Raw genomic sequence first — 18,709 nt, forward strand, 5'->3', positions numbered from 1 at the left:
CAAATATGAATTTTAATCATTAATATTCTGTCTTAAATACATTAATAATTAGATATTATTCTATAATTTTTATTTTATATTTGGAAATTACATGAAAAAAGTGAAAAATAAAACTTTAGCCGAACAAGTATATGATGAATTAGAAAGAAGAATAGTTTTTTGTGAAATAGAGCCTGGTAGTATTTTGACAGAACAGGGCATAGCAAATATGCTTGATGTTGGACGTACGCCTGTAAGAGAAGCGTTATTGTTGCTTTCAAAACGTTATTTGGTGAATATATCAAAAGCAGGAATAATGGTTCCACAAATGAATGCTTCTTTACAAATGCAACTTTTGGAAGTAAGAAGAGTTATTTTGAAACTTTGTATAGAATGTGCTATAAAAAGACTTACTGAGGATGATAAAAAAGCTATAAATGAACTTTTAAATGAAATTGAAAATTATGATGAAATAAATTTTTTATCATGGCTTGATAAAAGACAAGATGTATTAGCTAAAGCTTCTAAAAATTATTTTATTTACGAAGAATTGAGAAATGTGCAAGGGATTTCAAGGAGATTTTGGTATCGCTATGCTCAAAATAGTCAACATGATATTGTAAAAGAAAAACACAAGAATATATTAAAAGCTGTGTATCAAAAAAACACAGAAAAAGCTTTGGAATATGTTGATGACATTATTGATTATTTTGAGAATTTTGTTAAACAATATTTGATTTGATATAATCATATAATAAGTATATATTCAATTTTACAACTAAAACTACCTTACTAACTTATTTGATGTTTTAATCATAGGGATATCTTTTAAATATATTTACCAATATTCACATATTTACATGTTTTTTCAAGGTAAGAAAATATATAATATATTTATTGTCGGCATTAAGTATTTATTAAGTTTTTTTCCTATAGACTTGAAAATATAACAATACAAAAAGGAGTTGTATGTCAAGTAAAATAGCGGTTAAAACAAAATTATTCCCCTCAAAATCTCCATTAGAATGGGCGGTTGTATCAAATAATATTTTATATACAGCACAAATTCCTATTGATAAAAATGGAGAGGTTGTTACTGGTGGTATAGAAGCGCAAACCAAGCAAGTTTTTTCAAATCTTATTCATACTTTAGAATGTGCTGGTTCTAAATTAGATGATGTGTTACAGATTTTAATTTATGTTACAAAAAGAGAAGATTTAAAATTTGTAAATTCGGTATATTCAACCTATTTCAATACAGTTTATCCAAATAGAGCTGCATTTATTGTTTCTGGTTTGGCTAGAGAAGAAATGCTGGTTGAATTTGTAGTTTATGCGCAAACTCATAATTAAAATTATAAAGGAGATAAAATGTTAGATTGTACTAAGGGTTTATATATTAATGGTCAATGGGTAGAGGGTGTTAATACTATAAAAAATATTAATCCATCTGATATTGATAATGATCTAGGGGATGTAGCACAGGCTGATAAAAAACAAGTAGAGCTAGCTATTGATGCTGCTAAAGAGGCTCAAGTTTCTTGGGAAAAAACTCCTTTAGAAGAAAAGGCAAATTTGCTTTATAAAATCGGTGAATCTTTAATGAATAGAAGCGATGAGATTGGAAAAATTATATCCTTAGAAGAAGGAAAAACAAAAATAGAAGGAAAAGGAGAAGCATTTAGATCAGGTCAATTTTTTCAATATTATGCAGCTGAAGTATTAAGGCAAATTGGGGAAAATGCAGCATCTGTAAGAAGTGGTGTTGATGTTGAGATTACAAGAGAGGCTGTTGGTGTTGTTGGTATTATTTCTCCTTGGAATTTCCCTATTGCAACAGCTTCTTGGAAAATAGCTCCTGCTCTTTGTTTTGGTAATAGTATAGTATGGAAACCAGCTAATACCACTCCAGCTTCTGCTGTAGCTTTGGCTGAGATTATTCATGAGCATGGATTGCCAAGCGGTGTATTTAATTTAGTTTTAGGTAGTGGTGGAGAAGTTGGTGAGACTATTATTAATTCTAGAAATATCAACGCACTTTCTTTTACTGGATCTGTTGATGTTGGTAGAAAAATAGCACGTGCTACGGCTGCAAATTTTGTTAAATGTCAATTAGAAATGGGTAGTAAAAATGCCTTAGTTGTTATGGATGATGCAGATCTTGATCTTGCTGTTGAGTGTGCTATTGCAGGAGCTTTTTCAGGTACTGGACAAAAATGCACAGCAAGTTCTCGTTTGATTGTTATAGAAAGTATTCACGATGCTTTTGTTGAGAAAATGGTTTCTAGAATGAAAACATTAAAGGTTGGCCATTGCTTAGATGATGGAATTTTTATGGGACCAGTAGCCGATAATAAACAATTTGAATCTAATTTCAAATGGGTTCAAAGAGCTAAAGATCTTGGAGCGGAATTGGTATTTGGTGGTAAAAAATTATCACTTGATAAAAATGGTTACTATATGTCTCCTACTTTATTTATTAATACTAAAAATGATTGGGATATTAATCAGGAAGAAATTTTTGCTCCATTAGCATGTGTGATTAAAGCAAAAGATTTACAAGAAGCTGTTGCGCTTAATAATGGTACTCGTTTTGGATTGACTTCAGGGATTGTAACATCGAGTTTAAAAAATGCAAACATATTTAAAAAAGAAGCAAAAAGTGGTTGTGTTATGATTAATCTTCCTACAGCTGGAACAGATTATCATGTACCTTTTGGAGGCAGAAAAGAATCTAGCTTTGGTCCAAGAGAGCAAGGTTCTTATGCGAAGGAATTTTACACAGTTGTAAAAACAACTTATGTAAAAGCTTATTAAATGTTGTTTACAAAAAGGAGGTGGTTATGTTTGGGAAAGATATCATTATAGATGGTTTGCAATATTGCAAATGGGATAAAGAATATTTTAAATTTTTAAAATCAAGCGGTGTTAGTGCTGTGCATGTTACTTTAGTATATCATGAAAATGCTAGAGAAACACTCACTAGATTTGCCCAGTGGCATAGATTTTTTGAAGAATTTAATGAATATATATTGCCTGTTTTTTCAAGCGAAGATATTTTAAAAGCAAAAGCTCAAAATAAGGTAGGGATTTTTTTTGGAGCACAAAATTGCTCTTTGATTGATGATGAAATAGGGTTAATATCTGTTATGAGACAGCTTGGTTTGTTGATTATGCAGCTAACTTATAATAATCAAAGCTTATTGGCTACTGGTTGTTATGAAAAAAACGACAGTGGTATCACTCGCTTTGGCAAACAAGCGATTGAAGAAATGAATAGGGTTGGTATGATTGTTGATATGTCTCATAGTAGTGATAGATCAACATTGGAAGCTATTGACATATCGTCTCGCCCTATATGTATATCTCATGCTAATCCTAAATTTGCGCACAATGGATTGCGAAATAAAAGCGATGAGGTGATAAAAGCTTTAGCTAAGAGAAAAGGTTTGATAGGTTTGTCTTTATATCCTTTTCATTTGCCAAATGGAAGTGATTGCGCATTGGATGATTTTTGTAAAATGAGTGCTGATTTGGCAGATATGATAGGGGTTGATCATATAGGTATAGGAAGTGATTTATGTTTGAATCAACCATTAGATGTATTAGAATGGATGCGCAATGGTAGATGGTCTAAGATAAAAGATTATGGCGAAGGTAGTGCTACTAATTCCACATGGCCTAAAAATGTGTCTTGGTTTAATGATTCTAGTGGCTTATATAATATCTATAAAGGATTGATTAATTATGGGTTTTCTGAGAATGATGTAAAAAAAATCATGGGTCTTAATTGGCTTTATTTTTTACAAGATGGCTTAAAAGCTCAAACTTGCTAAGGAGTTAAAATGTTAAACAGTGCTCCTAAAAACAATACTCGTATTGATAAGTTGACTTTAATTTGTAGTAGTGGATTTTTGATGATATTTGTTGTAATAGCTTTAATTGATTCAAAGTTACTTAGTGCGATCGTTGAGTTTGGTTTTAATGTCTCAGCAAAATACTTTGGTGCTTATTGGCAAATTTTACTACTTTTGACTTTTATTATTGGGATCGGGCTTAGTTGGGGAAGAACAGGCGGCGTAGTTTTGGGTAATATTAAAAATCCTGAAATGAGTACATTTCAATGGATATCTATTATTATGTGTACTTTACTTGCAGGCGGAGGTGTTTTTTGGGCTGCTGGAGAGCCTATAGCTCATTTTGTTTCTCCATCTCCTGTATTTGGAAATACTAGTAATATTTTTCAAAAAATCACAGAAGCTCTAGCGCAATCTTACATGCATTGGAGTTTTTTATCTTGGGCTGTTTCTGGAACTATTACCACAATAGTGCTAATGTATTTACACTATGAAAAAGGCCTTCCTTTAAGACCTAGAACTATTCTTTATCCTATTTTTGGTGATAAAGTTATACACGGATGGATTGGTTCTTTAATAGATGCTTTTTGTATTGTGGCTGTTGCTGCTGGTACTATAGGACCTATAGGATTTTTAGGTTTACAAATTTCTTATGCACTAAATATGATTTTTCAAATACCAGATAATATAATCACTCAAATGAGTATTATTATTTTGGCTATTTTAGTTTATACTATATCTTCGCTTAGGGGTTTAGCAAAAGGCATTCAAATTCTTAGTAAATGGAATGTTATTTTAGCTGTAGGTTTGATGTTTTTTATTTTTATTTTTGGTCCTACAAAATTTATTTTGGATGTTTATGTTCAAGGTGTTGGAACTTTGATACAAAATTTTATACCTATGGCTACTTATAGAGAAGATACTGTTTGGCTTGCATCTTGGACTTTGTTTTTTTGGGGGTGGTTTTTAGGATATGGTCCAGTATTGGCTATCTTTATTGCTAGAATTTCAAGAGGTAGGACTTTAAGAGAGCTTATTATAGCTGTAAGTATTTGCGCACCAATTATTACAATGTTTTGGTTTACTATTGTTGGTGGAACAGGATTATATTTTGAGATTGAAAATCCAGGCAGCATAAGCTCTGCTTTTAAAGGTTTTAATATACCTGCTGCGTTAATAGCAATAACACAGTCATTGCCATTGTCAACATTTATTTCAGCATTATTTTTGATATTGGCAGCTATTTTTATTATTACAACTGGTGATTCTATGACTTATACTATGAGTGTTATTGTTAGTGGGAACACTGAACCTAGTAAATTTCTTAGAGCTTTTTGGGGAATTTTAATGGGGGTATTGGCAATTATTTTAATATCTATCGGACAGGGAGGAATTTCGGCTTTACAATCATTTATAGTAATTACTGCTGTGCCTGTTTCATTTATATTATTACCAACCTTATGGAACTCTATACAGATTGCAATTAAAATGGCAGATGAGCAAAATTTACGTTAATACAAAAAAGGAGACAAAATGAAAAATGATATGAAATTAAGAAGTCCACAAGAAGTCATGTCTTTAGAAAGACTAGGCTCTATGCACTCATCTAGACTTAGTTTTACTAGAACTTTGATGAGGAAAATTGCTCAAGAAAAATGGGTATTAAAAAATATTTTATGGGATTTAGATGATAAAGGATTTGGTGATGTAATATATCAAGTTAGAACACCTCATGGAATATATCATCTTGTTATATTTGCTAATTATATAAAAGATGAAGAAAGAAATGATAGGGTTATAGCAAATAAGTGGGATGTTACTTTTACTTTTGTAAATGGAGAGATTGATAGTGGGTTATTGACTGTTTTAAAAGAAAATGTTCCACTGCAAGAAGCTGGTAGAAATTTTAACAATGCTTTTGTTTTAGCAAGGGCTAATAAAAGTGTAAGAATTTTTGAATATATTGTTAATTCTTTAGCTAATGGAAAACAACCTGATTTAGATGAACTAGCTAAAGTTGGTTATATATTAAGAACCACAGCTGTATATGGAAGTGGAAAATTTGGAATTTCTGATTTTGATAATCTGCAAAAAAATGGAGATTTTTCTCAGTCATTTTCTGCTGAAATGTGCGCTGTTTATATTGTAAGGCAATTTAGTTTAGATTGGGTAAATTATATAGCCAAACAGCGTTGCGGAGATAAAGCTGTAGAACTTGATAGAGATATTCAAAGATATTTAGGTGTGGGAAATGCTACTGGACTTGGTATGGCTCCTTATTTGATTAAACACCCAAAAGTTGTTGATAACTGGCTTTATCAAAGAGAATTAGCTTTGTCAAAAGTTATGCAACAAAAGCTTGATATGAGTAAGGCTAAAGAATTGATTGATTATTTAAAAAGAGCAAGTTTACATCTTAAAGAAATAACAACAATAGATTCAAGGCAAGATAATTTAAACAAAATAGCTTCAAGTGAGCTTTCTTATATAGTAAAAGAAATAAAAACAAAAATAAATGCTTCTATGGTTATTGAGGAATTTGTAGAATATACAAAAAAATATTCTTTGGAAGCACAAGAAATCGTACTTTCGTGTTTATTAGAACTGTATCCTGAATTAGTTGATATACACGATAAAATGATGACAATCGATGAAACTCCATTAGAACTTACTGGTGTTAAAATTTCTGAAATTAAAAATGTAATAGAGAAAAAATATGATTGGGCTTTAGGTATTAATTTTGAAAATCCTGAAAATAATTATTGGTTTTGGTATATATCTGAAGAAAAAGAAGAGCCTAGGCTTGGAGTAAGAGGTATTGATAATGGAGATGAACTAGAACAACCTTTAGATATTGCTAGGCAAGTGGTTAAATTTTACAATGCTTTAAAAAATCAGGATGATTATTTACATATAAGTAAATTTTTATTAGAAAACCCTTGTTTTACATCTATAGCTAGAAGAGTTTGGACTATGGGAAATTGTGTAATGGGTGATATAAGAGCTAATGTTTTAGCAAAAGACTTTTTGCCTATGCATCTTTTAAGAGCTAAATTGTCTATGTTTGGTGCAACAAAGTATGATCCAAGATCAGATAGATGGGTTCAAGTGACATTGTTTCAGAATGCACCTTTAATGGATGAAATTCATGCTAATGAGTGGATGTTTCCATTATTGCCAAAAAATAAGCATAGTGTTTGTGATTTATCTAATAATAATGTTTATGTTTCCAAAAATGAACTTAAAGCTGCTTGTATTAAAGCTTATAATGGATTAAAATTAAATCTTGGAGAAGCTGATTTAATTGCATCTATGGTTATTGACATGCAAATGGCTGGATTAAATGGATTGTCAAATTTTCTTAAAGCTGCGCCTTATTTAAAAAGTGACAATTTAGATATAACATTAAACATTACAAATGAGTATTTAAGTGTTGATCTTAATCATCATAGCATATTATGTCATATTCAAATTATTATTGCGTATGCACTTGATTTTTTAAATCAATATAATTCTTTAAATATAAAAATTTCAAAATGTTATAATAGGTGTTTTGTGTATTCTCAGTTAAAAAGATTATCAAATAAAAATTTATATGTTAAAGCTTATTGGTATGACATAAAGCAATCTCAGTATGTGGAATACTTTATAAAAAATAATGAAGATTTTCCAGATATTTTAATGAAAAATATACCTTGTGATTTAGATGAAAGAGCGCTTTATATTGAAATTTCTAAAAATCCTTTAATCAGAAATGATGAGAATGTAAGTATTTCTCATGATATTATTGAAAAAAATTACGAAGAGAGTGTTCAAAAAGGCATCTTGCTACAAAAGAAAGAATGGGAGGAACTGTTGAAATATACAAAAGGAATTATGGTTCAATCTAGTGAGCAATCAAGAAAAGATGCTGGAGGTGTGGTTGAATCCTGATGTTTATGATATTGCAATATAATTATATTGCAATATCATGATATAGGAGTTAAAATTGAATTTAAAAAATATTTTTTTGATTGTTTGTTGTACGCTCAGTTTTGCTATAAATGCAAATGCGTTAAGTGAGGGTAAAGAGTATATTACTTTAAAAACACCTATCCCAAATGCACAAAATTCTCTAATAGAGGTATTTTCTTATCGTTGTATTCATTGTTACACTCATCATCAATTTCACACTTTAGCAAAGGTTAAAGAGGTTTTGCCAAGTTTAAAATATGATCTTTTTTCAGTAAGTTCTATGAGTGAGTATGGTGGGGCTTTAAATGAGATGTTTGCTTTAGCTTCTTTTAAAGAAAAATCCTTAGGTTTGGATGTTACTAGCGAAAAAAGTCTTACCTATAAGCTTGCTGATGTGTATTTTATAAGTCATTTTGAGCAAAAGTTAAATTTAAATAATCTTGATTTGTTTTATAAAATAGGTTTAAATGCTATCGGTTCTAGCAAAGAAGAATTGCAAAAATTTTTACAAACCAAAGAAGCCAAAGAGCTTTTAGCTGCTTATGATGTGGCTAATGAAATTTCAAGAAATTACGGCACACCTGCTTTTGTAGTAAATGGTAAATATCAAATCAATCCTGAATACATTACTTCTTTAGAAGAACTAATCCGTATAGTTAAAGAACTTTCAGTTAAATAATGCCTTTATTTTAAAGGTGTTATTGATCTTATAAAGGATAAGCATGAAAATTAAAAAAATCATCAGCTTAAGCTTGCTAGCTAGCGTGGTTTTAGCGCCAAATTTAGCTTTAGCTGTAGGCGGAGCAAGTGGGGCTAAGATAGACTATCAAGTGCAAGGAAAAATTGGAGCTATAAAGCTTAATCCTTATGGTTTATCCCCGCTTAGTGCTGTAATTATGGATGGAGGGTATAAACTAAGCGATGTAAGCGTAACTATAGTTCCAAAACCAAATGGGCAAACTATATCTTATAAGGTTAGCCCTAGTAAAATCAAAACTTATGGAGGAATTCCTATTTTTGGACTTTATCCATCGTATTTAAACACAGTAAAAGTAAGCTATACTAAAAGTGCTTTTGGAAAAAGTGAAAAAGTAATAGATGAGGTATATAAAATAGCAACAGGTGGGGTAAATATAGAGCCAAGTGGAAGTCTTATGCAAAGAGGTGTACCTTTTGAAAAAGTGGAAGTGATTAAAGTAGATAAAGAATTTGAAGATAGATTGTATCTAGTAAATAATACTCCAGGAAAATACAGCGCAAAAAGCTCTCAAGCTATATGGAATAACCCAAGTGGTGGTGCTTTAGAATGGGATGAGGCTTCTAATGCCTTCATTGTCGATACAAAGGGTGAAATTCGTTGGTATTTAGATAATGATAAGCTAATGGATAAAAATAATATTTATAATCGTGGTATTATGATGGGTTTTAGACAAAACTCAGATGGGGCATTAAGCTTTGGGTTTGGTCAAAGATATGTAAAATATGATTTAATGGGTAGAGAAATTTTTAACCGCCTTTTACCTTCTTCTTATATAGATTTTTCTCATTCTATGAGTCAAATGCCAAATGGAAATTATCTTTTAAGAGTAGCTTTGGCTAATGTTAAGCGTCCTGATGGTAAAAATGTGCGCTCGGTGCGTGATGTGATAGTAGAAGTTGATAAAAATGGCAATGTGGTAGAAGAGTGGAGGCTTTTTGAAATTTTAGATCCATATAGAGCTAATATTATCAAAGTTTTAGATCAAGGTGCGGTTTGTTTGAATGTAGATGTTTCAAAAGCGGGTAAAACTCTAAGCAATGAAGAATTAGCCAAAATGGATACAAGTGAAATTTTTGGGGATATAGCAGGCACTGGAGTAGGGCGTAACTGGGCTCATGTAAATAGTGTAGATTATGATCCAAGTGATGATAGCATTATCATTTCAAGTCGTCATCAAAGCGCTATTATAAAAATCGGCCGTGATAAAAAAGTAAAATGGATATTAGGAGCGCATAAGGGCTGGGGAGAAAAGTATAAAAAAGCACTTTTACAACCTATTGATAAAAATGGCAAAAATATAATTTGTGAAGATGATTATAGTAAATGTCCTGGTTATAAAAATATGGAAGGTGGCTTTGATTTTATATGGACACAACACACTGCTTTTAGAATAGATGAAAAATCTAATAAAAGATATATTTACATTACAGCTTTTGATAATGGCGATGCAAGAGCTATAACACAACCTGCTTTTGCTTCGATGAAATATTCAAGAGCGGTTGTATATAAAATAGATCAAAAAAATAAAACCGTAGAGCAAATTTGGGAATATGGCAAACAAAGAGGTAATAAATGGTTTTCGCCTATTACTTCTTTAGTTGAGTATTATAAAGATAAAAATTCTATTATGGTTTATAGTGCTAGTGCTGGTATGGCTTTTGATTTAAGCAAGGGTGTTGCTATAGGAGAACCAAAACCTGAAATAGATGAGTTTAAATGGGGAGCTAAAGAACCTTCAGTACAAATTCGCTTTAGTGGAGCAAGTACTGGTTATCAGGCTATGCCTATTGATTTAGAAAAAGCATTTAAATAAAAAAGGGCTTTAAAACAAGCCCTTTGATTTTATAAATATCCTGCACCTAAAGCTAAGAAATAACCCACTATACAAGAAACAATTACACCAATTAAACCTGGTAAGATAAAGCTGTGATTGATGACGAATTTACCTATTTTTGTAGTACCTGATCTATCAAATTGTATAGTTGCAAGATCGCTTGGATAGGTTGGTAAAATATAATATCCATAACAAGCTGCTGCAAAAGCAATGATAATACCTGGTTCAACACCAATTCCTAATGCAAGTGGCACAAAAGCTGCAATTGCTGCTGCTTGAGAATTAACAAATTTAGAAATTAATAAAAGCATAACTGCATAAGTCCAAGGGTGTTCTATAACAATATTTCCTAAAGATTCTTTCATCATAGGAGTGTGTACTGCAAACATAGTATCTGCCATCCAAGAAATTCCAAAAACAGCTACTAAAGCTATCATACCTGATTTAAAAATTTCATTTTTTGCAATTTTGCTTGCATCAAGCTTAGTAAAGATGATAAGTGCTGCACCTGCTAAAAGCATAAACATTTGAATTACTGCAACCATATTCATAGGTTTAGTAACGCCTTTTGAGGTAAATTGTGGTCTAAGTTCTGGGAAGGCTCCAAGTATAGCCACTATTGCAATAGCACCTAAGAAAATCCACATAGCTACCCATTGAATAGTTGGAAGTTTTTGTCCAAGAAGAGTTTTGCTATCACCATAGATATATTCTCTTTGTTCTGGATCTTTGATTCTAGCTTGAAATTCTTCATCTTTATCAAGATCTTTTCCTCTAAACCAAGAAAAAATTCCTATAGCTAAAACGCCCACTAAAGTAGAAGGTATAGTAATAGCAAGTAAATCTACATAGCCATCAAATCCTGCTAAAGGATGTTTATTAATTTCTGGATTTAAAAGTAATGCAGTTAAACTTACAACAGCAACTGAAACAGGACTTGCTATAACTCCAAGTTGAGAAGAAATGCTAGAAGCAGCCATTGGTCTTTCTGGACGAATGCCATTTTTAATAGCAATGTCATAAATAATAGGCATCATAGTATAAACAACATGTCCGGTTCCACAAAGCATGGTCAGAAAGCAAGTTACAAAAGGAGCTAAGATGGTTAAAAATTTAGGATTTTTTCTTAAAACTCTTTCTGCAATTTGCAACATTACATCTAAACCACCACTAGCTTGTAAAGTTGCACTAGCAACAACAACAGCTAAGATGGTAAGCATAACATCAATAGAAGGTTTTCCAGGTGCTACAGCAAAACCAAAACTTAAAACTAATAAACCTATACCGCCTAACAAACCTAGAGCGATACCGCCTTTTTTTGCCCCATAAAAAAGACAAATGAGAACTACGGCTAGTTGGATACTAAATTGAGTGCCTTCGCTAAGGCTAGTTAGCATTTCCATACTCTCTCCTTGTTTTTAAAATATGCGAGAGTATAGTGTAATTTTTATTAATAGTAAATAAAATTTTTTCTTATTTAAATAAATATTTACCAATATTTTGAATTTGTTTGTCAAAATATTGGTTTTTTGCTTATTGGTAATTTTTTAAGATAGCAAAAAGAATTTTGCTGATTTTTTCAATAGAAGCTATTTCACATTTTTCATCTGTTGAGTGGGGGTTATGGATATTTGGGCCTATGGAGCAACATTCTAGTGGTTGTTTTTCACTTATAATACCACATTCTAAACCAGCATGTATAGTATAAAGCTTGGCATTTGGATTTTCTTTTTTAAAATAACTTAGAATTTCTTCTCCAAAATTAGTATCTTTGTTGGCCCAAGGCGGATAAAAATTTGCACTTGAAACTTCACAATTTTGCATTTTAAAATAAGTTAAGGTTTCAAATTCTATATTTTTAAGCTCTTGTGAATCATTCGACCTTGCAAAAAGTTCAAAATGAAATTTACCTTCTTTTTCATAAGCTAATGAAAGATTGATACTTGTTTGGACTAAATTTAATTGATGATTAAAAGTTCTAACACCTTGTGCAAAAGCATTGATAAGATTTAAAATGATTTGAGAATTTTTATAATATGTCCTTTTGATTTTACCTATATAATTCACTTTAAAATGATTATTTTCTTTTGGGGGATTTTTAAAAAATGCTATGATTTTAGCATGTTTTGGTATAGAGTTGATTCTCTCACCTGCGTTAAACTTACAAAGCTCACCTTGGTTTTGAGTGATAAAATAACTTGCTTCTTTAATAGAAGATTTAATATTTTTAACAATATCAATCCCTGAATGCCCACCTTTAAAATCAATTGCCTCTATTTCATAGCATTCACCTTCTTTTTCGCCTATTTCTAAGTTTAAGCTAGCAAAAATATCTACACCACCAGCACAACCTATAACAACTTCATCATCACTCTCATGATCTAAATTTAACAGCTTGTTTGAAATTAAAGTATGTGCAAGATTATTTGCTCCACAAAGGCCAACTTCCTCATCATTAGTAAAAAGACATTCGATATTTTCAAAGTCTTTTAAAGCTTGCATCATTAATGATACTCCTATGCCATTATCTGCACCCAAGCTCGAGTTTTTAGCCTTTAAATATCCATTTTCTTCATACATTTGTATATTAGGAGCCTCTCCCATGCAAACCATATCATAATGACTTTGTAAACAAATTTTAGGTTTTCCTTTATATGCATGGATATTACCTGCTTTATCAACACTTACTTGGCAGTTTTGACTTTTAGCAAAGTCAATGAGAAAATTTTTTAATTCTTCAGTATGGAAACTACAATGGGGTATTTGAGTAATTTGTTTAAAATTTTGTATAATTTCTTGCATAAAATCTCCTTTTTGTTGTAATTATGGCATATTTTTATATAGATGAGGTTTAAATGAAAATTTCTCAAAAGCAAATTAAATTATTAATAACTTTACTAAAAGATCCAAAGAAATTTTTAATTGCACTTTTTTTATTTGCTTTTGCTTATATTTTAAATTATGATAGTGGCTCATATATTAATGCTAAGGTAAGTCGTGTAGTGGATGGGGATACTATTGAGGCTAAATTTGAAGATGAAAAACTTAAAATTAGACTTTTTGGTATAGATGCACCTGAAAGTGATCAAGCTTATGGAAAGATGGCTACGCAATTTTTAAATGCAATTGTCTTGAATAAAGAAGTGGTTTTGAATATAAAAGATGAGGATAAATATGGTAGAATTTTAGCCATTGTATATTTAAATGATAAAGATATCAACCAAGTTATGGTTAAAAATGGCTTTGCTTGGGCTTATGAACATTATAGTGATTTGTATGTAAATGAGCAAAATTATGCCAAAGAAAATAGAAAAGGCTTATGGGTAGATGAAAATCCTATAGAGCCTTACAAATGGCGTAAACAAATAAGATTAAAATAGGAAAAGAGATGTTTAAAAAAATATTTTTCATTGGATTTTTAGCACTATTTTTTGGTGGTTGTTTTGTAAATGAAAGAGGAATTTCAAACCGCTTTTATGATGATTGTAAAGAATATTATGATGCAAGCGGGACTTACCATAAAGAATGCCCAAAGAATTGGGCGGATTTACCTTTAACCCCCGATTCCTTTTAAAACAGCATTTAATTCCTCTGGAGTAGCATCTTGCTTGGAGGTTTCTTGTTGGTTTTGACTGCTAGAGCTTGTGCTTTGACTTTGTTTTAATTTAAATATATGATCATCTGTGGTGATTACTTGAAAAGATGCATCGAAAATTTTAATATCATTTACAAAGCCAACTACTTTAACCTCTCTTTTTCTTGAATCATCGCTAAATAGAGCGCTTGCTTCAAGATTTAAAACATCTCCAACTTTTAAAGGCGCATAAAAAAAGCTTCTTGAGCCTATTAAGACGCTAAATTCTTTATTGATTGCAGCTTGAGCTATATAATTTGCTGCATTAAATACAAAACCACTATGCACTAATCCTAGCTCATCTACTGCCATATCATGGGTTGTGATTAAGATACCTTTAGCAAAGTTTTTTTCTATATGAGAAATGCTTCCTGCTAAAGCATTATTTATCCCTGGACAAGTGATAAGTTCTGATTTAATGCGATTTAATTCTTCAGGGTCTATTAGCTCTTCTATAGTAACAGCACTTACTGTTCTTGCCATTTTTACACCTTTAATTTAACATAAACTCTTTTTGGTGCTTCATAGCCTTCACAAGTTAAATTTGAGTCATTTTCGTCTAAAAATTGATCTAAAGAATAAGAATCAATCCATTGTGTTTTTCTTTGTTCTTCAAAATCAGTTTGTTTGGTTGCTATAACTTCAAATTCACTAAATCCAGCTCTATAACACCAATTTCTTAAACCCAATATCGACGGAATGAAAAAAATATTTGGTATTTTTGAATAAGTTTTTTGAGGAATAAGTGCAATTTCTCTTTCATCTTCTATATACATAGTATCTAAAAAGACTACACCATCTTTATTTAAAGATTGCTTGAGTTGTTTTAGCATGGCTATAGGATCACTGCGATGATAAATTACGCCAAGACAAAAAATCACATCAAATTTTATGCCATAATTTGGTACATCAGCCACGCCTAAAAGCTCATATTGTATAGGAGTTTTTGCAATAGAGTTTAAAAGTAAAAATTGCAAATAATACTTAATAGAAGGATCAAAACCTATGAGTTTTGAAGGATTAAATTCAAGCATTTTAAACATATAATAACCATTATTGCAGCCAATATCCGCAACCACCTTACCTTTGATTTCTTGCATATAAGGCTTTAATATGTTAAATTTAATAAAACTTTGCCACTCTGTATCTATGAACAAATCATTGATTTTAAAAGGTCCTTTGCGCCAAGGTTTTAATTCTAAGGCAATGTCCTCAATCTCATTATCTAAACTTTTATCGCAAAAAATATCAAAACTTTCGTTTATTAGATAATTTGAGTTTTTAACTTTTGTACTAAGTTTTTGAATTTTTTTATATAAAGGATGTTTTAAAACTTGCTTTAATAAAGCATTATCTTGCATATTTTTCCTTAAAAAACTCCCTTATTTGGGAGTTTTTATTATTGAAGTAGGCTTGCTAATTTAGTTTGTAGCATTACATTTGAGTGAGCATTTGCAAACAAAAACGCATTTTCTTTTAGGTAATTTGCATTAAAATCATTAATATTTTGCGCTAAGTCATTATTTTGCAATTTGCTTTCAGCTTCTTTAGTGTTAATGCTAGTTTGCAAAGATGAGTTGATATTAGAATGGATAGCATTGATCCCAGCACCAATATCTGCGCGTAAAGAACCTACTTGATCTTGAAAATCGCGAATTCCATCTTGGTTTTCAAGGCTTAAGTTTGCCGTGCTTGGTTGATTTAAATTGATACTTTCAACCCCAGATCCAACAACAAAATCCATACTTTGGAAAACATTTTTTCCATTAAAAGTCGCGTTTGAAAATGCATCATTGATCGAGCTGATGAGCTTATTTGCTTCAGCATTTAGCATGCTTTTTTGTCTATCATTTAATGCAGCACTATTTGAGCGTACAGAAAGCTCATTAAGTCTATCTGCAGTAGCTGAGATATTATTTAATGTCGAATCAGCAATTTGTAAAACACCTACTGAATCATAAGCATTTAAAATGCCTTGATCTATGGTGCTATACTGACTTCTTAAAGAATCAGCTATGGCTAAATTTGCCCCATCGCTCCCATCTATAGCACGCATTGCGGCTATATTTTCTAAAGCTTTTTCTTGGTTTTTTTGCGCTTGATTTAAGTAATGGTTTTGTTGAGTTGTCCCTATATCGCCTATTTTCATCTTTGACTCCTTTTAAAGACTTATTTTATTATATCATTTTTTTTTGTTTTAAAATTTAAAAAAAATAAAATTACTTGTGATAACATGATAATTTTCATCACAACTTCACTTGCACCATGAATTTTTATAAATTCTTGAGTCTTAGTTGCTTCTTCTCCTAAGTTTTGTGCTTCTAAAACATAAGCAGTGAAGTAAAATACAAAAAGCAAACTTAGTGCCAAAATGATTAAAGAAAGCATGAATTTTGAAAAATTTATTTTAAAAGTTAAATTTTTATCCTTAAATGAGAAAATTTCCATTAAAACAGATAAAACACTCACACCTAGTAAAACATAACCAAATTGCACAAAAATGTGTGTCATTAAAAGTCCACTTTGAAAATGAGTTAAAACTCCTTCGCCTATGAATTTAGCAGGATAAAATATAGTCGGAGCTAAAAGTACGCCTATGCTAATTTCAATCCCAATTAAACTTGCTAGTAAAAATAAATATATTGATTTCATTATTTTCTCCTATAAAAAGATAATTATAGTCTAATTTTTTAAATTCCACGCAACAAAGGCTCTATCAAATCCATTATAATCTTGATAAAAAGTAGCTTTAAAATCATTTTCTTCTAAAATTTTATTTAAAATTGCTTTTTGATCATAACCAAATTCACACGCTAAGACTTTTGTGTTATGATTTTTGGCAAAAAGGATAATTTCATGTAAAATTTCCCAACCTTTATCCCCGCCAAATAAAGCATTATGTGGTTCATTTTGCACCCATTTATCTAAAGGATAGTCATTTTTAATATAAGGTGGATTGGAAAAAATAAAGTCAAAATTTCCTTGCATATTTTTAAAATCACAAAGTTGAAAATCAATTAAATTTGAAACATTATGAAAATCTGCATTTTTTTTAGCAAGTTCCAATGCTTTTGGATTGATATCGCAAGCTTGTATAAAAATTTGCTTTAACTTTGCTAGAGAGATGCTTAAAATTCCACTCCCAAAGCCAATTTCAAGTATATTTTTAAAAGAGTTATGATCTAAAATTTCTAAGCATCTTTCAAGTAATATTTCACTATCAAAACGCGGTATTAAAACCCCTTTTTCAATAAAAAAATCTAAACCATAAAACTGTGTTTTTTGAAATAAATACTCAAAAGGCTCGCCATTTAAAAATTTATCTACGTATTCTAAAAAAACTTTTTCATCGATTTGAAATTCAGGATTTAAAAAAATCCAAGCCTTATCTTTTTGTAAAAGCTCACAAAGAATAAAAAGTATATATTCTTTGTGAGTAGGATCTTTTGCGTAAGCTTGCTTTAAGGCCTGTTTGATTGAAATCATTGCAAAGCTTTGATTCTATCGTAAATACAAGGATGGCTTAGATGAAAGAAGGTATAAATTTTACTTGTTTTAACAAAGGCTTTATTTTCTTTTGCTAAGGCTATGAGGGCATTTTTCATATCTTCTTTAGAACTTAGTTTTGCTCCATGTAAGTCAGCATTAAATTCATTTTTTTGACTCATTTTATTAAGTAGCGGGGAGATAATAAAAGTAAAAATATTTCCAAAAATCAATAAAAGCGCAAAAACTCCAGCATTTACTCCATCTAAATGACTTTCAATATAAAAAAAGCTTGGTAAATGTGCAAAGATAAAAAATAAAGTAAAAAGCATCAAAGCACTAGAAAATAACATTTTTAGTAAATCTTTATGCACAAAATGTCCTAGCTCATGACCTAAAACAGCAATGAGTTCTTTTTCTTTTAAAGCATTTAAAAGTGTATCAAAAAGCACCACTCTTTTGCTTTTAAATAAACCGCCAAAATAAGCATTTAATCTTTTATCCCTTTTACTTGCATCAATAACATAAACACCATTTGCGCTAAAGCCACATTTTTGCATTAAATTGGTGATTTTTTCTAATAAATTTTCATCTTCAAGTTTTTTCATTTTATTAAACATAGGTGCAATAAGTGTAGGGTAGATGAGATTTATAATAAGTATGATTATAAAGCTTAAAGCAAAAGCAACGATCCACCAGTATGTGTTAAAAAATTCAAAGCAAAATACTAAAGCATAGATAATTAAAAAGCCAAAAATAAGCATTAGGGCTAAAGATTTGATACTATCTTTAATAAAAAGTACTAAAGTCATATTTGAAAATCCGTGTTTTTTGTCTTTTACAAAGCTTTCATAATAACTAAGTGGTAAATTTAAAATACTAATAATCAATAAAAATGTAAGTAAAAATAAAGTATTTTCTAAAGTAGAATTTTCTTTTATAAAAATTTCTTTTAAATATAAAAAGCCAAAGCCAATCCAAGAAATATTAATCATCAGATTATAAAGATTAGAAAAGATTTTGTATTTTTCATTTTCTATAGCGATATTTGCAGCATTTTTATAATCATGCTCATTTAAAATAATTGCTTGTTTTTCTCTTTCTTTTTTTAAAAAAGAAATTTGCATATAAGATATAAAAACCAAAAAGGCCGTGTAAATACATAAAATAGTTATTAAAGTCATAATTTTTCCTTAAATAAATTT

General features: G+C 30.4%; 18 protein-coding genes. 10 read left to right on the forward strand and 8 right to left on the reverse strand.

The window, feature by feature from the left end:
- Positions 1–91 precede the first annotated feature (91 nt).
- From L8V77_RS05345 to L8V77_RS05380, 8 genes are all read left to right on the forward strand, one after another.
- Positions 92–721, forward strand: coding sequence for a GntR family transcriptional regulator (locus tag L8V77_RS05345; RefSeq protein ID WP_263663994.1), 630 nt, complete (start codon positions 92–94; stop codon positions 719–721).
- 227 nt (positions 722–948) lie between these two features.
- Positions 949–1,332 (forward strand): RidA family protein, encoded by a 384-nt coding sequence (locus L8V77_RS05350; protein WP_263675187.1) that lies wholly within the window; start codon positions 949–951, stop codon positions 1,330–1,332.
- A gap of 18 nt (positions 1,333–1,350) precedes the next feature.
- Positions 1,351–2,796 carry an aldehyde dehydrogenase family protein gene (locus L8V77_RS05355; protein WP_263707040.1) on the forward strand — a complete coding sequence of 482 codons (1,446 nt, stop codon included), beginning with the start codon at positions 1,351–1,353 and terminating at the stop codon, positions 2,794–2,796.
- Positions 2,797–2,822: 26 nt separating this feature from the next.
- A complete protein-coding gene (locus L8V77_RS05360; RefSeq protein ID WP_263707041.1) occupies positions 2,823–3,815 on the forward strand; it encodes a dipeptidase in 993 nt (330 codons plus the stop codon).
- A gap of 9 nt (positions 3,816–3,824) precedes the next feature.
- Positions 3,825–5,351, forward strand: a complete 1,527-nt coding sequence (locus L8V77_RS05365) for a BCCT family transporter (RefSeq protein ID WP_263707042.1) — start codon at positions 3,825–3,827, stop codon at positions 5,349–5,351.
- 18 nt (positions 5,352–5,369) lie between these two features.
- Positions 5,370–7,769 carry a DUF3726 domain-containing protein gene (locus L8V77_RS05370; protein WP_263683030.1) on the forward strand — a complete coding sequence of 800 codons (2,400 nt, stop codon included), beginning with the start codon at positions 5,370–5,372 and terminating at the stop codon, positions 7,767–7,769.
- Between the two features lie 55 nt (positions 7,770–7,824).
- Positions 7,825–8,469, forward strand: a complete 645-nt coding sequence (locus tag L8V77_RS05375; protein WP_263707043.1) for a thiol:disulfide interchange protein DsbA/DsbL — start codon at positions 7,825–7,827, stop codon at positions 8,467–8,469.
- Positions 8,470–8,512: 43 nt separating this feature from the next.
- Entirely contained in the window at positions 8,513–10,363 is a 1,851-nt protein-coding gene (locus L8V77_RS05380) for an aryl-sulfate sulfotransferase (protein ID WP_263707045.1), read from the forward strand.
- Between the two features lie 29 nt (positions 10,364–10,392).
- Here L8V77_RS05380 and L8V77_RS05385 read toward each other — a convergent pair whose 3' ends face one another.
- Together L8V77_RS05385 and L8V77_RS05390 are read right to left on the reverse strand one after the other, a co-directional pair.
- Complete coding sequence (locus tag L8V77_RS05385; RefSeq protein WP_263663985.1) at positions 10,393–11,787, reverse strand: anaerobic C4-dicarboxylate transporter; 1,395 nt, start codon at positions 11,785–11,787, stop codon at positions 10,393–10,395.
- A gap of 130 nt (positions 11,788–11,917) precedes the next feature.
- Positions 11,918–13,186, reverse strand: coding sequence for a M20/M25/M40 family metallo-hydrolase (locus L8V77_RS05390; protein WP_263707047.1), 1,269 nt, complete (start codon positions 13,184–13,186; stop codon positions 11,918–11,920).
- 53 nt (positions 13,187–13,239) lie between these two features.
- Here L8V77_RS05390 and L8V77_RS05395 point away from each other — a divergent pair, with 53 nt between their 5' ends.
- Entirely contained in the window at positions 13,240–13,764 is a 525-nt protein-coding gene (locus L8V77_RS05395; RefSeq protein WP_263707049.1) for a thermonuclease family protein, read from the forward strand.
- Positions 13,765–13,772: 8 nt separating this feature from the next.
- A complete protein-coding gene (locus tag L8V77_RS05400; RefSeq protein ID WP_263707051.1) occupies positions 13,773–13,958 on the forward strand; it encodes a hypothetical protein in 186 nt (61 codons plus the stop codon).
- Here L8V77_RS05400 and L8V77_RS05405 read toward each other — a convergent pair.
- Genes L8V77_RS05405 through L8V77_RS05430 form a run of 6 tightly spaced genes read right to left on the reverse strand, consistent with a single transcriptional unit; the run spans position 13,938 to position 18,688 of the window.
- Positions 13,938–14,501 carry a hypothetical protein gene (locus L8V77_RS05405; RefSeq protein WP_263663982.1) on the reverse strand — a complete coding sequence of 188 codons (564 nt, stop codon included), beginning with the start codon at positions 14,499–14,501 and terminating at the stop codon, positions 13,938–13,940. The genes L8V77_RS05400 and L8V77_RS05405 overlap by 21 nt on opposite strands.
- A gap of 2 nt (positions 14,502–14,503) precedes the next feature.
- Positions 14,504–15,379 carry a tRNA 5-methoxyuridine(34)/uridine 5-oxyacetic acid(34) synthase CmoB gene (gene cmoB / locus L8V77_RS05410; RefSeq protein WP_263707053.1) on the reverse strand — a complete coding sequence of 292 codons (876 nt, stop codon included), beginning with the start codon at positions 15,377–15,379 and terminating at the stop codon, positions 14,504–14,506.
- A gap of 38 nt (positions 15,380–15,417) precedes the next feature.
- Positions 15,418–16,167, reverse strand: coding sequence for a flagellin (locus L8V77_RS05415; RefSeq protein WP_263683021.1), 750 nt, complete (start codon positions 16,165–16,167; stop codon positions 15,418–15,420).
- A gap of 20 nt (positions 16,168–16,187) precedes the next feature.
- Positions 16,188–16,670, reverse strand: coding sequence for a DUF4149 domain-containing protein (locus L8V77_RS05420; protein WP_263707054.1), 483 nt, complete (start codon positions 16,668–16,670; stop codon positions 16,188–16,190).
- Between the two features lie 30 nt (positions 16,671–16,700).
- On the reverse strand, positions 16,701–17,501 hold the full coding sequence (locus L8V77_RS05425) for a HemK/PrmC family methyltransferase (protein ID WP_263707079.1): 801 nt from the start codon (positions 17,499–17,501) through the stop codon (positions 16,701–16,703).
- Positions 17,501–18,688 carry a M48 family metallopeptidase gene (locus tag L8V77_RS05430; protein WP_263707055.1) on the reverse strand — a complete coding sequence of 396 codons (1,188 nt, stop codon included), beginning with the start codon at positions 18,686–18,688 and terminating at the stop codon, positions 17,501–17,503. The genes L8V77_RS05425 and L8V77_RS05430 overlap by 1 nt, the downstream gene beginning before the upstream one ends.
- Positions 18,689–18,709: the final 21 nt, after the last annotated feature.

The organism is Campylobacter sp. IFREMER_LSEM_CL2127 (assembly GCF_025771745.1).
GTDB lineage: Bacteria > Campylobacterota > Campylobacteria > Campylobacterales > Campylobacteraceae > Campylobacter_D.

What these genes read in the sequence shown, in the direction of transcription:
- L8V77_RS05345 (WP_263663994.1), top strand. Translation starts at nt 92, where the DNA reads ATGAAAAAAGTGAAAAATAAAACTTTAGCCGAACAAGTATATGATGAA.
- L8V77_RS05350 (WP_263675187.1), top strand. Translation starts at nt 949, where the DNA reads ATGTCAAGTAAAATAGCGGTTAAAACAAAATTATTCCCCTCAAAATCT.
- L8V77_RS05355 (WP_263707040.1), top strand. Translation starts at nt 1,351, where the DNA reads ATGTTAGATTGTACTAAGGGTTTATATATTAATGGTCAATGGGTAGAG.
- L8V77_RS05360 (WP_263707041.1), top strand. Translation starts at nt 2,823, where the DNA reads ATGTTTGGGAAAGATATCATTATAGATGGTTTGCAATATTGCAAATGG.
- L8V77_RS05365 (WP_263707042.1), top strand. Translation starts at nt 3,825, where the DNA reads ATGTTAAACAGTGCTCCTAAAAACAATACTCGTATTGATAAGTTGACT.
- L8V77_RS05370 (WP_263683030.1), top strand. Translation starts at nt 5,370, where the DNA reads ATGAAAAATGATATGAAATTAAGAAGTCCACAAGAAGTCATGTCTTTA.
- L8V77_RS05380 (WP_263707045.1), top strand. Translation starts at nt 8,513, where the DNA reads ATGAAAATTAAAAAAATCATCAGCTTAAGCTTGCTAGCTAGCGTGGTT.
- L8V77_RS05385 (WP_263663985.1), bottom strand. Translation starts at nt 11,787, where the DNA reads ATGGAAATGCTAACTAGCCTTAGCGAAGGCACTCAATTTAGTATCCAA.
- L8V77_RS05390 (WP_263707047.1), bottom strand. Translation starts at nt 13,186, where the DNA reads ATGCAAGAAATTATACAAAATTTTAAACAAATTACTCAAATACCCCAT.
- L8V77_RS05395 (WP_263707049.1), top strand. Translation starts at nt 13,240, where the DNA reads ATGAAAATTTCTCAAAAGCAAATTAAATTATTAATAACTTTACTAAAA.
- L8V77_RS05400 (WP_263707051.1), top strand. Translation starts at nt 13,773, where the DNA reads ATGTTTAAAAAAATATTTTTCATTGGATTTTTAGCACTATTTTTTGGT.
- L8V77_RS05405 (WP_263663982.1), bottom strand. Translation starts at nt 14,501, where the DNA reads ATGGCAAGAACAGTAAGTGCTGTTACTATAGAAGAGCTAATAGACCCT.
- cmoB (WP_263707053.1), bottom strand. Translation starts at nt 15,379, where the DNA reads ATGCAAGATAATGCTTTATTAAAGCAAGTTTTAAAACATCCTTTATAT.
- L8V77_RS05415 (WP_263683021.1), bottom strand. Translation starts at nt 16,167, where the DNA reads ATGAAAATAGGCGATATAGGGACAACTCAACAAAACCATTACTTAAAT.
- L8V77_RS05420 (WP_263707054.1), bottom strand. Translation starts at nt 16,670, where the DNA reads ATGAAATCAATATATTTATTTTTACTAGCAAGTTTAATTGGGATTGAA.
- L8V77_RS05430 (WP_263707055.1), bottom strand. Translation starts at nt 18,688, where the DNA reads ATGACTTTAATAACTATTTTATGTATTTACACGGCCTTTTTGGTTTTT.